This window comes from bacterium (assembly GCA_021372775.1).
Classification (GTDB): Bacteria; Acidobacteriota; Polarisedimenticolia; order J045; family J045; genus JAJFTU01.
The window spans coordinates 13,165-25,616 of record JAJFTU010000408.1 but is presented as its reverse complement, the minus strand read 5'-3'; the positions used below and the strand labels follow the sequence as shown (position 1 = coordinate 25,616).

Annotated in this window: 11 protein-coding genes; 4 read left to right on the top strand and 7 right to left on the bottom strand. The window is 72.7% G+C overall.

Annotation, left to right across the window (positions count from 1 at the left end; all coding sequences use genetic code 11):
- Both LLG88_14090 and LLG88_14085 read left to right on the top strand, forming a co-directional pair.
- A partial coding sequence (locus LLG88_14090; protein MCE5248039.1) for a DUF4384 domain-containing protein occupies positions 1-666 on the top strand: 666 nt, incomplete at its 5' end.
- 191 nt (positions 667-857) lie between these two features.
- Positions 858-1,580, top strand: coding sequence for a PilZ domain-containing protein (locus tag LLG88_14085; GenBank protein ID MCE5248038.1), 723 nt, complete (start codon positions 858-860; stop codon positions 1,578-1,580).
- A 13-nt stretch (positions 1,581-1,593) separates the two neighbouring features.
- Here the strand turns inward: LLG88_14085 and LLG88_14080 are convergent, their stop codons facing one another.
- Positions 1,594-2,019, bottom strand: a complete 426-nt coding sequence (locus tag LLG88_14080) for an amino acid-binding protein (protein ID MCE5248037.1) — start codon at positions 2,017-2,019, stop codon at positions 1,594-1,596.
- A 127-nt stretch (positions 2,020-2,146) separates the two neighbouring features.
- Between LLG88_14080 and LLG88_14075 the strand changes: the two genes are divergently transcribed.
- Entirely contained in the window at positions 2,147-4,057 is a 1,911-nt protein-coding gene (locus tag LLG88_14075; protein ID MCE5248036.1) for a hypothetical protein, read from the top strand.
- 36 nt (positions 4,058-4,093) lie between these two features.
- On the opposite strand, the gene carB is transcribed toward LLG88_14075, so the two are convergent.
- Complete coding sequence (gene carB, locus LLG88_14070) at positions 4,094-7,306, bottom strand: carbamoyl-phosphate synthase large subunit (protein MCE5248035.1); 3,213 nt, start codon at positions 7,304-7,306, stop codon at positions 4,094-4,096.
- Between the two features lie 105 nt (positions 7,307-7,411).
- On the opposite strand from carB, the gene LLG88_14065 reads away from it, so the two are divergent.
- Positions 7,412-8,407 (top strand): asparaginase, encoded by a 996-nt coding sequence (locus tag LLG88_14065; GenBank protein ID MCE5248034.1) that lies wholly within the window; start codon positions 7,412-7,414, stop codon positions 8,405-8,407.
- Positions 8,408-8,411: 4 nt separating this feature from the next.
- On the opposite strand, the gene LLG88_14060 is transcribed toward LLG88_14065, so the two are convergent.
- From LLG88_14060 to rpsK, 5 genes are all read right to left on the bottom strand, one after another.
- The gene (locus LLG88_14060) at positions 8,412-9,476 is read right to left on the bottom strand and encodes a hypothetical protein (GenBank protein ID MCE5248033.1); all 1,065 of its coding nucleotides are present in this window, start codon (positions 9,474-9,476) and stop codon (positions 8,412-8,414) included.
- Positions 9,477-9,621: 145 nt separating this feature from the next.
- Complete coding sequence (gene rplQ, locus LLG88_14055; protein ID MCE5248032.1) at positions 9,622-10,083, bottom strand: 50S ribosomal protein L17; 462 nt, start codon at positions 10,081-10,083, stop codon at positions 9,622-9,624.
- Positions 10,084-10,111: 28 nt separating this feature from the next.
- Positions 10,112-11,086: a DNA-directed RNA polymerase subunit alpha gene (locus LLG88_14050; protein MCE5248031.1), complete on the bottom strand. Its 975-nt coding sequence runs from the start codon at positions 11,084-11,086 to the stop codon at positions 10,112-10,114.
- 64 nt (positions 11,087-11,150) lie between these two features.
- On the bottom strand, positions 11,151-11,777 hold the full coding sequence (gene rpsD / locus LLG88_14045) for a 30S ribosomal protein S4 (protein ID MCE5248030.1): 627 nt from the start codon (positions 11,775-11,777) through the stop codon (positions 11,151-11,153).
- A 15-nt stretch (positions 11,778-11,792) separates the two neighbouring features.
- Entirely contained in the window at positions 11,793-12,194 is a 402-nt protein-coding gene (rpsK, locus tag LLG88_14040; protein ID MCE5248029.1) for a 30S ribosomal protein S11, read from the bottom strand.
- Positions 12,195-12,452 lie beyond the last annotated feature (258 nt).

The window sequence follows — 12,452 nt, the reverse complement described above, 5'->3', positions numbered from 1 at the left end:
GCGTCGTCCGCCGCCGCGCCGGCCGCGACAGGGGCCCTCCCTTCGGTCAAGGAGCTGCTCGGGGCCGCGGCGGCCGACTTCACGGCCGAGGCGACCTTCTTCCGCACCGACGCCTCAGGCGCCCGCCAGGCGCTCCTGCCGGGGGCGCAGCTCTCGCTCGGCGACCTGATCACGATGGAGTTCAAGGCCTCCGCGCCGGTCCACCTCTACGTCGTGGACATCGACGCCGCCGGCGACTCGTTCCTCCTCTTCCCGCTGGCCGGCGCGGTCCTCGGCAACCCGCTCCCCGCCGGGCCGCACGTCCTCCCCGGCCCGGTCAGAGGGCCCGACGGAACGCCGGGCGAGCCGGTCGCCTGGAAGGTCACCAGCGCCGGGGGCACGGAGCGGATGCTGATCGTCGCCAGCCGCGAACGCTGGACCGAGTTCGAGAAGGAAACGGCCGCGATGGCGCGGCCGCGCGAGGACGAGCCGACGATCGCGCTGGCGATGACCCGTTCCGCCGCGGAACGGTTCCGCGGTCTGGGCGGTCTCGGCGCGCTGCCGGCCGAGGGGGCGTCGCCGGCCGCGCGGCGCAGCCGCTTCGCCGAACTGGCCTCGCGCCTCGCCGGGCGGGCCGCGTCGAGCGGCGGCGTCTGGGTCCGCGAAGTGGACCTGCGGAACCCCTGAGTCCCGGACGGCGGACGACGCGTCCCTTCGGCCGAGGGGACGCGTCGCCGTCTTCGGCGACTGATCGGCGCGCGGCGTCGTCCGATCTCGCACTTTCCGCGGCGGACGCGTCCGCGACGGCGCGCGCGTGTTGTCGCGCGGGCCGCCGAAAGGCACTTTATCTTCGACCGGGGAAATTGCCGCGAGGCCGCATGCGGGACGTCCGCCTGATCCTGATGGCTCGGCCGGGACCGGCCTGCGACGCGCTGCGCGCGGAGATCGAGGCGTGCGGCGCGGCCTGCCTGACGGCGGCGAACCCGGTCGAGATGCGGGAGACGCTGTTCCGCGAGCCGGTCAACGGGCTGGCGCTCGACGTGCCGACCCTCGTCGCCGCCGACCGGATCGGCAAGGGGATCATCCGGCATCTCGTCGATCTCTATCCGGTCGTCCGCGTGCGGTGGGACGCCGCCGCCGGCAAGGCGTTCGCGCTCTACTTCGGCAAGACCGAAGGGGAACTCGGCGGCCTCGGCACGTTCGTCGCGCGGGACTGCGCCGTCTTCCGCGCGCGGAAACTGCGCTCGGAGGCGCGGATCGCGGCGTCGCTCCCCGCCCTCCTCTGCCGCGGGCCGGCCTTCGACGCCGCCTCGGCCTCGAAGACGGTCGTCGTGGACGTCTCCCTCTCCGGCTGCTTCCTCTACTGCGTCGAGCCGTGGGAGGCGGGAGAGCGCGCGACGTTCGTCCTGCCCGACGTCGCGGGCGCGGCGCCGATCGCGGGCGTCGTCCGCCGGGTCGTCCCCTGGGGCGACCCGTATTCGATGCCCGGAATCGGCGTGCGCTTCGACGAGATGCCGCAGGAGCGCGCGGATGCGATCGTCGCCTTCGCCCGCGAGGCCGCGGCGAACAGGATCGTCGTCTCCCCCCAGGACGAGCCGTGAGGAACGCCGGGCGTCAGAGCGGGGCGTTGAGGCGGACGACCGCCCGCTCCGCGTCGGCCGGCGAGTCGAAGGCGAGGAACATCGTCACCCGCCCGCCGAGCACGGCCGCGGAGACGCCGCGGACGTCGATCCCGGCCGCGCCGAGGGCGCGGGCCACCAAGTAGCCCAAGCCCGGCTGGTCGGGCGCCTCGACGCGCAGCGAGGCGACCTTCTCGGACCGGTGGAACCCCGCCTCCGCCGCGGCGCGCATCTGGGCCTCGCCGCTGAGCGGCGTGACGAAGACGATGCCGCACCCCGGCGGGTTGCTCGTCCGGCGCGAAATGATGAACTCCAAGTTGGCGCCGGCCTTGGCGAGGCCTTCCAGCTTGGAGGCGAGCGCCCCGGCCCGATCTTCAAAGGTGGCCACCCAGACGTCCGGACGCGAGATATTGAAGAACATGGCGCGCCTCCTCTCGACGACTCGCCACAAACTTACGGCGACCACGGATTTAGCCAAGTGCGGCTTGCGCGGCCGGTAGAATCGCCCTGAGACGGCGCGTCCGGCGCGCCCCGCGGAGGCTCCTTCGATGAAATCAGGCTTCGCCTCGACCCTCGCCGCCGCCGCGGCCGCGCTCGCCGCGCTGCCCGGCGCGGTCGCCGCCCCGCCCGCCGCGAGCCCCGCCGACCCGGCGTCGGCGCCGGCCGGACGGGCGCGGATCGTCGCCGTCGGCGGCGTCCACGGCGCCGACCGCACGCTGACGGAGCTGCTGCAGGGCGCGGGGCTGATCGACGAGCGGCGGAACTGGCGCGGCGGCGACGCGCGGCTCGTGATGCTCGGGGACCTGCTCGGCCACGGCGAGGGGGAGCGGGCGACGCTCGACATGCTGATGCGGCTCGAAGCCCAAGCCGCCGCGGCCGGAGGACGGGTCGTCGTCCTGCTCGGACAGGAAGAGGTCTTCAACCTTCTCGGCCATTACCGGCGGGTCTCCCCCGCCGGCTTCGCCGCCTTCGCCGCCGACGAGCCGCAAGGCGCGCGCGCGGCGGCGCTTAAGCGGTACCGCGTCGCCGCGCAGGCCCGCGGACGCCTCGCCGACCGCTACGTCGCGGCCTTCGAGCGGCGCCACCCGGTCGGCTTCTTCGGGCGCCGCGCGGCGTTCGACGTCGACGGCGTCTACGGCAGGTGGCTCCTGGGCCGTCCGTCCGCCGTGCGGATCGACGACGTCTGCTTCGTCCACGCCGGACTCTCCGGCGCGGAGAGCGGCGCCGCTCCGGACGTCCTGAGCGCGCGGATCGGCGCGGAGCTCCGCGGCTACCTCCTCGCGCGCAAGGAGCTCCTCGCGCGGGGGCTGCTCGAACCAGAGACCGACTTCTACGGGGGGTTCTCCGCGGCCGACGAGCGCGCGGCGAAGGCGGGGGCGGACGATCCGAAACTCGCCGCGACGCTCGCCGCGTTCCGCGCCGGCGCCGAGATGCTCGCGCTCCGCCCCGACGGCCCGCAGTCCGACGCCGGCCCCGCGCGCCGCCTCGCGCGCGAGGCGCTGCCCGCGGTCGAGCGCTCGCTCGCCCGCTGCGGCGGCAAGCGGCTCGTCGTCGGCCACGCGGCCACGCCGGGGCACGCCGTCGTCTCGCGGTTCGGCGGACGGCTGCTGCGGCTCGACGAGAGCCTGCTGACGAAGGTCTTCCGCGGCCGGCCGGCGCTGCTCGAGATCCGCGGCGACGAGGCGCGCGCCTACGGCCTCGAGGAGCGGAAGTACGCGCCGCTCGCGGTCGAGCCGGACGACCGGCCGGAGAAGGGGCGGATCGACGCCGCCGCGGACGCCGAGGCCGAGCGGTTCCTGCGCGCGGCCGAGGTGGTCAAGATCGAGGACGTCGGCGAAGGGGTGACCCACCCGCAGCGCGTGACGCTGCGCGAAGGGAACGTCGTGCGCCGCGCGATCTTCAAGACGATCAACCAGACGCTCACCGGCAACGTGAAGGCCGAGGAGCGCGAGCTCACCTTCACCGACCGCTACGCGCACGAGATCGCCGCCTACCGGATCGACCGCGCGATCGGGATGGGGCTCGTGCCGGCGACCGTCGAGCGGACGATCGACGGCAAGGCCGGCTCGCTGCAGCTCTGGATCGAGCGGGCGATCAACGAGGAGACGCGGCTGGTCGAGAAGCTGGAGACGGACGATCCGGAGCGGCACGAGGCGGAGCTCGACGCGATGCGGGTCTTCGACGCCCTGATCTACAACACGGACCGCAACGCGACGAACGTCCTCTACACCACCGACGACTGGGAGATGCACCTGATCGACCACAGCCGCGCCTTCCGGCTGCATCACTCCCGTCCCGTCGCGCTCGAGGGGCGCCAGCTCGAGATCTCGCCGGCGCTGCGGGCCGGGATGGCCTCGCTGGAGCGGAAGGCGCTCCTCGCGTCGGTCGGCGACGCGCTCAGCGCGGCGCAGATCGACGCGATGCTCGCGCGCCGCGACCTGCTTCTCGCGGGACGCTGACCGCGCCGGGCGGCCGTCGCCCGGCGCGCGGGCCGCTCAGGCGCGCGGGATCTCCTGCAGCGCGCGAACCGTCTCCGCGCCGCCGCGCGCCTTGATCCCCTCGACCGCCGCGGCGGCGCCGGAAAGGGTCGTGATCAGCGGGATCCGCCGTTCGAGCGCGGTCAGCCGGATCGCCCGCTCGTCGTAGAACGACGGCGCGCCGAGCGGCGTGTTGATCACCAGCTGGATCTCGCCGGAGAGCATCGCGTCCACGACGTGCGGCCGCCCCTCGTTGACCTTGAAGATCTTGCGCACCGTGAGGCCGCGCCGGCGCAGGAAGTCGGCCGTGCCCGCCGTCGCGACGAGCGCGAAGCCGGCCTGCGCGAGCGCCGCGGCGACCGGCGGCAGCGCCTCCTTGTCCCGGTCGTGCACCGAGAGGAACGCCGTCCCCGAGGTCGGCAGCTCGGTCCCCGCGCCGCGGTACGACTTGAGCAGCGCCTCGCCGAACGTCGCGCCGAGCCCCATCACCTCCCCCGTGGACTTCATCTCCGGCCCGAGGATCGGGTCCTCGCCGGGGAAGCGGACGAAGGGGAAGACCGGGCGCTTGATCGCGACGAGCGGCGAGCGCGGCGGCTCGACGACGCCGAGCTCGCGCAGCTTCCGGCCGAGCATCACCTTCGTCGCGATCCGCGCCAGCGGCAGCCCCGTCGCCTTGGCCACGAACGGCACCGTGCGCGAGGCGCGGGGGTTGACCTCGAGCACGAAGATCTTCCCGTTCTGGATCGCGAACTGGATGTTCACCAGCCCCCGCACGCCGAGCGCCAGCGCGAGCCGCCGCGTCAGCGCGCGGACGTCGTCCTCTAGCTCCCGCACCGCCCGGTGGTACGGCGGCAGCACGCAGGCGCTGTCGCCGGAGTGGATCCCGGCCAACTCGATGTGCTGCATCACCGCGACGACGACGACGTCCTCGCCGTCGCAGAGCGCGTCCACGTCGAGCTCGAAGGCGTCCTCGAGGAAGCGGTCGAGCAGCACCGGGTGCTCCGGCGAGGCCGCGACCGCCTGCTTCATCATCGACTCCAGCGAGTCCTCGTCCCAGCAGACGAACATCGCCCGCCCGCCGAGCACGTACGACGGCCGCACGAGCAGCGGGAAGCCGATCTCGCGCGCCGCGCGCCGCGCCTCCTCGAAGCTGCGCGCCGTGCCCCAGCGCGGCGCGTCCACGCCGAGCTGGGCGAGGAGCGCGCCGAACCGCCGCCGGTCCTCGGCGAGGTCGATGCTCTCCGGCGAGGTGCCGAGGATCTTCACGCCGCGCCGCAGCAGCGGCATCGCCAGCGACAGCGGCGTCTGCCCGCCGAACTGCACGATCACCCCGTCCGGCTTTTCCTTGTCCACGACCTCCAGCACGTCCTCGAGCGTCAGCGGCTCGAAGTAGAGCCGGTCGGAGGTGTCGTAGTCGGTCGAGACGGTCTCGGGGTTGCAGTTGAGCATCACCGACTCGATCCCCTCCTCGCGGAGGGCGTACGAGGCGTGGCAGCAGCAGTAGTCGAACTCGATCCCCTGCCCGATCCGGTTCGGCCCCGAGCCGAGGATCAGCACCTTGCGGCGCTCGGTCGGCGCCGCCTCGCACTCGTCCTCGTAGGTCGAGTAGAGGTACGGCGTCTCGGCCTCGAACTCCGCCGCGCAGGTGTCCACCCGCTTGTAGACCGGGCGCACCCCCGCGGCGATCCGCCGCGCGCGCACCGCCTCCTCGTCCGAGCCGAGCAGCGCGGCGAGTTGGCGGTCGGAGAAGCCGAGCCGCTTCGCGTCGCGCAGCATGTCGGTCGGCAGCCCCGGCAGGTCGAAGGCGCGCAGCCGCCCCTCGGCCCGCACGATCTCGTCGAGGCGCGCGACGAACCACGGGTCGATCCGCGTCGCCTGCGCCACGCGTTCCACGCTCCAGCCGGCGAGCAGCGCCTGGCGGACGTTCTCCAGCCGCCGCCAGTGCGGCGTGGCCAGCTTCTCGTGGATCAGCCGGTCCACCGCCACGGGCCCCGCGTCGCCGCCGAAGCCGAAGCGGCCGTTCTCGAGGCTGCGCAGCGCCTTCTGCAGCGCCTCGGGGAAGGCGCGGCCGATCGCCATCGCCTCGCCGACCGACTTCATCTGCGTGCCGAGGGCGGTCGAGGCGTGGGGGAACTTCTCGAAGGCCCAGCGCGGGACCTTGACGACGACGTAGTCGAGCGACGGCTCGAAGGCCGCCTTGGTGCGCCTGGTGATGTCGTTGGTCAGCTCGTCGAGCGTGTAGCCGATCGCCAGCTTGGCGGCGATCCGCGCGATCGCGAAGCCGGTCGCCTTCGAGGCGAGGGCCGAGGAGCGGGAGACGCGCGGGTTCATCTCCACGACGAGCAGCCGCCCGGTCGCCGGGTCCACGGCGAACTGGATGTTGCTCCCGCCGGTCTCCACGCCGACCTCGCGGATGATCGCCAGCGCCGCGTCGCGCATCCGCTGGTACTCGCGGTCGGTGAGGGTCTGCGCCGGCGCGACGGTGACCGAGTCGCCGGTGTGCACCCCCATCGCGTCCACGTTCTCGATCGAGCAGACGACGACGACGTTGTCGGCGCCGTCGCGCATCACCTCGAGCTCGTACTCCTTCCAGCCGACGACCGACTCCTCGACCAGCACCTGGTGGATCGGCGAGAGGTCGAGGCCGCGGGCGACGACCTCGCGGAACTCCTCCGCGTTCCAGGCGATCCCGCCGCCGGCGCCGCCGAGCGTGTAGCTCGGGCGCACGACGACGGGGAACGAGCCGAGATCGGCGCGGATCCGCTCCGCCTCCTCGGCGCGCCGCGCGAAGCCGCCGCGCGGCATCTCCAGCCCGATCCGCTCCACCGCCTCGCGGAACCGCTCGCGGTTCTCGCAGGTCTCGACCGCCTCGATCGAGACGCCGAGCAGCTTCGTCCCGGTGCGGGCCAGATCCCCGGCGCGCTCCAGCTCGACGGCGAGGTTGAGCGCGGTCTGGCCGCCGACCGTCGGCAGGAGGTGGCACGGCCCTTCCCGCTCGAGGATCCGCGCGAGGGCCGCGCGGTCGAGCGGCTCGACGTAGGTGCGGTCGGCCGCCTCGGGGTCGGTCATGATCGTCGCCGGGTTGGAGTTGACGAGGACGACCTCGACCCCTTCCTCGCGCAGCGCCTTGACCGCCTGCGTTCCGGAGTAGTCGAACTCGCAGGCCTGACCGATGACGATCGGCCCGGAGCCGACCACCACGACCTTGTGAACGTCCGTCCGCCGCGGCATCGCGCCTCCCGCGCCGGCGCCCGGCCGGCGTCCGAGCGCGGAGTGTACCCGCGTCTCCGCCGGGAGGGTCGAAATTTCTCCCGGCCCGCGCGAGAATGCGGCGCCATGAAACCGCGCGTCCTCGTCCTCAACACCGGCGGCACGCTGGGCATGACCCCGCGCCAGCCGGACCTCGCCCTCGCCCCCGGGGAGTTTTCGGCCGCGATCCTCGAGCACGTTCCCGAGGCCGCGCAGATCGCCGAGCTCGAGGCGAGCGTCTTCTGCAACATCGACTCGTCCGACGTCACGCCGGACCACTGGGTCGCCTTGGCGAACGAGATCGCCGCCCGGATCGGCGACTACGACGGGGTCGTCGTGACGCACGGGACCGACGCGATGGCCTACACCGCCTCCGCGCTGTCGTTCCTGCTGCGCGACCTGCCGAAGCCGGTCGTGCTGACCGGTTCGCAGCGGCCGCTGGCCGACGCGCGCTCCGACGCGCGGGCCAATCTGGTCGGCGCGATCGACCTCGCGACGCGCCCGGTCCCCGAGGTCGCGATCTACTTCGACGGGATGCTCCTCCGCGGCAACCGGACGACGAAGCGCAGCTCCTTCGCCTACGCCGCCTACACGTCGCCCAACTTCCCGCCGCTGGCCGAGGTCGGCACCGGCGTGCGCCTCAACGTCCCCGCGCGGCGGCCGGAGACGGTCGCCCGCGTCGAGGGCGCGTTCGACCGGCGCGTCGTCGCCGTGCGCCTCCTCCCCGGCCAGCCGGCCGCGCCGCTGGCCGCGATGGCCGGCGCGGGGGTGCGGGCGGTGCTGCTGCAGGCGTTCGGCGTCGGCAACCTGCCGGTCGTGGACCGCGGCGTCGCGGACGCGATCCGCGCCCTCGACGAGGCCGGCGTCGTCGTCGCCGTCGGCTCGCAGTCCTCGCACGGCGGCGTGGACCTCTCGCTCTACGCCGGCGGCCGCCTCGCCGCCGAAGCCGGCGCGGTCGGCGCCGGCGACATGACCACCGAAGCCGCCGCCGTGAAGCTGATGTACCTCCTCGGCAGCGAACGGGACCCGCGGCGCGTCAAGGCCCGCCTCCTCGTCCCGCTCGCCGGCGAGGTCTCCGCCTGAGCGCCTAGTCGGACGCCCGCCGCGGGTCCCGCAGCGAGCGGACGATCCGCAGCACCTCGGCCTTCGTCGGCGCCAGGTCCTCGCCGTCCTTCGAGACCTTCGAGAAGTGGAGCTCGAGCCACTTCCCCTGATGAAACGTCTCGAAGTACCACTGCTGGAGGAAGTGCCCCGCCGCGTCCGCGCGGCTCAGCTCGGACGGGAAACCGACGAGGAACCCCTTCGGCTCGTCCACCGCTTCCGACTCGACCTTCCCCCCGGCGCGGAACTTCAGGTAGCCGCGGCTCTGCGCGACGCCGGCCCGCTCCAGGTCGGCGAATTCCATGTCGCCCTTGTCGTCCACGAGGATCGACAGATTCAGCCCCGACTCTTCGCGGACGAAGAACCCGAGGCTGTAGTAGGCGTCGCGGATGTGCTTCTCCCCTTCCGTCCTCGCGAAGCCGCTCAGGTCGAGCCGCAGAGAGACGCCCGCGCCGTCGATCTCCGCGGACGGCGCCGCGTCGCCGCCCGGCTCGAAGGTCGCCGCGCGGATCGCGGCCAGCGCCTCGACCTCGGCGACGTTTCCCTTGAGGTCCGTCAGGATCGTGAAGCTGGCGATCGCGGGCCCGACCAAGAGCTCGCCGTGGACCAGCGTCGGATAGTCGTCGGGGCGCGGCTTCCCGGCCGGCGCGACGTAGTTCTTGTCGGTCGCCTCGAAGTAGAAGCCCTTCGCCTGCGGCCCCTCGAGCGGCTGCAGCGGCAGGTCCTTCTCCACCGTCCCGCCTTGGAGCGGCGTCCGGGCGCGAAGGCAGATCTCCCGCAGTTCCTCCGCCGAGACGAACCTCGGAACGTCGACGGCATTCCAGAGAACCGAAACCATCAGCGCCCCGCGGACATCCCCGTCGCGGCGGAACGCGATCGTCGGCGGAGCGCCCGCCGGCGTTTCGACCGCCGCTTCCTTCCACTCCGCGGGCGGCGTCAGCCGCAGCGCGCCGTGTTCCGGAATCGACAGCGACGCGGCGGCCGCCGAACACGCGCCCGCGACAAAGACAGCGATCGCGGCCCACGCCGCCGAACGGACCCCCTTGCGCATCGTCTTCCCCCTGGGCGAGCGGGACTTCCCCCGAGCCGCCGGCCGCCATCGTAGCGCACCGGCGGGTGCCGCGTCGCCGTCCGCGCCGCACGAAAAAGGGCGGCCCGAAGGCCGCCCTCTTCGTCGATCGAACCGGCGGGACGCGCTACTCCGCGGCCGCCTCGGACTTCGGCTCGGCGGGCTTGGCCTCGGGGGCCTTCTTGTCCGCCTTCGCTTCCTTCGCCGGAGCGGCCTTCTTCTTGCCGGCGTCCTTGCGGACGACGAGCTCGATGATGGCCATCTCCGCGTTGTCCCCCTTGCGGGGGGCGGTGCGCAGGATGCGGGTGTAGCCGCCCGGGCGGTCGATGAACCGCGGGGCGACGTCGTTGAAGAGCCGCTGGACGATCTCCCGGTCGTGGATGTCCCGGGCCACGACGCGGCGGGCGTGGACGGAGTCCTGCCGCGCGCGCGTGATCAGCCGCTCGGCGAAGGAGCGCAGGTCCTTCGCCTTGAACAGGGTCGTCTCGATCCGCTCGTTCTCGATGAGCGCGCACGCCAGATTGCGCAACGTGGCGATGCGGTGCTCGGACTTGCGGCCGAGTTTGCGGTAACCGACGCGGTGATTCATAGACGCCTCGTCTTCCGTTCCCGGGCCGTCACGCCGGCCGGGCGGCGCCACGGCCGCCGACGCGCATGCCCAGGGACAACTTCATGTCGGCCAGCAGCTCCTTGATCTCGTTGAGCGACTTGCGGCCGAAGTTCTTGGTCTTGAGCAGCTCGGGCTCGGTCCGCTGCACCAGGTCGCGGACGCTTTCGATGCCCGCGTTCTTGAGGCAGTTGTAGGACCGGACGGACAGCTCCAACTCGTCGATCGAGCGGTCGAGGTACTCGCGGACCCGATCGTCCTCGGTGTCCACCACTTCCGCCTCTTCCGAAACCTGCTCGGCGAAGGTGATGTAGATCGAGAGGTGGTCCTTGAGCAGCTTCGCCGCGGTGGCGACGGCCTCCTGCGGAGCGATCGAGCCGTCGGTCCAGACCTCGAGGGTCAGCTTGTCGTAGTCGGTCGAGCGGCCCACGCGGGCCGGATCGACCGAGTAGTTCACCTTGAGCACCGGGGAGTGCACGGAGTCGATCGGGATGTACCCCAGCGCCAAGTCGTCGTCCATGTTCTGGTCGGCCGGAACGTAGCCGCGCCCCGGCTTGATCCGGAGCTCCATCTCCACCGCCCCTTCGTCGGAGAGGGTGGCGATGACCGCCGACGGGTCGAGGATCTCGACGTTCGAGCCGGCCGCGATGTCGCCGGCGACGACGACCTTCGGGCCGCGCGCCGCCAGCCGCACCGTCTCCGTCCGCGGCGAGTGCAGCTTCACCGGCACCCGCTTGAGATTGAGAATGACGTCGGTGACGTCCTCGGTGCAGCCGGGAATCGACGAGAACTCGTGCAGCACGCCTTCGATCTTGACGGCCGTGATCGCCGCCCCCTCGATCGAGGAGAGCAGGATCCGCCGCAGCGCGTTGCCGATCGTCGTGCCGAAGCCGCGTTCGTACGGCTGGGCGGTGAACTTGCCGTACGTGGCGGTGTTGCCCTTGTCCGCCTCGAGGAACTTCGGCTTTTGAAAGCCTTTCTCCATGCTTCAACCCTCCGAGAGGCCCGCCGCGCGCCGTCGTGCGGCGGCGCGGGGCGCCGGCGCCGGCTTACTTGGAGTACAGCTCGACGATCAGGTTTTCCTGAATCGGCATCTGGATGTCGTCGCGCCGCGGCAGCGCCGCCACCGTCCCGCGGAAGGCGGCCGCGTCGAGCGCCAGCCAGCCCGGGATCCCGCGCCCCTGCGCGGTGTCCAGGTTGGCCTGCAGCGTCGCGTTCTTGCGGCTGCCGGCGCGCAGCTCGACGACGTCGCCCTTGCGCACGGTGAACGAGGCGACGTCGACCTTGCGGCCGTTGACGGTGAAGTGCCCGTGGTTGACCAGCTGACGGGCCTGCGTCCGCGAGGCGGCGAAGCCCAGCCGGTACACGACGTTGTCCAGACGGCGCTCGAGGAAGGCGAGCAGGTTCTCGCCCGTCACGCCCTTGCGGGCGGAGGCGCGCTGGAAGTAGAGGCGGAACTGGCGCTCGAGAACGCCGTAGATCCGCTTGACCTTCTGCTTTTCGCGCAGCTGCAGGCCGTAGCCCTGCAGCTTCACGCGGCGCTTGCCGTGCTGGCCCGGGGCGTAGTTGCGGCGCTTGACGGCGCACTTGTCCTTGAAGCAGCGCTCCCCCTTGAGGAAGAGCTGCGTCCCTTCGCGGCGGCAGAGCCGGCAGGCCGGCCCGATGTAGCGTCCCATGGTCGGCTCCTTCCCTTACACGCGGCGCCGCTTGGGAGGGCGGCAACCGTTGTGCGGAATGGGGGTGACGTCCTTGATCGAGCGGACCTCGAGGCCCGCGGCGGCGAGAGCGCGGATCGACGACTCGCGTCCCGCGCCCGGCCCCTGCACCCGGACGTCGACCGTGCGCAGACCATGTTCCTTCGCCGCGGCCACGGCCGCGCTGGCGGCCATCTGCGCGGCGAACGGCGTCCCCTTGCGCGAGCCCTTGAAGCCGGCCCGGCCGGCGCTCGCCCAAGCGACGACGTTCCCCATCGGATCGGTGATGGAGACGATCGTGTTGTTGAACGTCGCCGCGATGTGGGCGACGCCGTGCGGGATGTTCTTCTTCTCCCGCTTCTTGACGACTTTCTTGCCCTTAGGTGCCGCTTTCGCCATTGTTGCTCTCCGCCGGGGCCTCCCCCGGCCGGTGTCCATCGCGGCCCACTGGTGGTTCGGGCCGGGCGCGCGGTACGCGCCGGAGTTCCCGCCCCTGCGGCGGGTCCCCGCGACAACAGTTGCGCCGGGACAGGCCTCTCGCGGGCCGTCCCGGTGCGGTGGGTCCTGCGTTCTACGCCCTTTCGGCGCCGGCGGACCGGCGCCTCGAGGGGCTGCGATCGCGCGGCGCTTCGCCCTTTAGGGCCCGCGCCGCGCGGC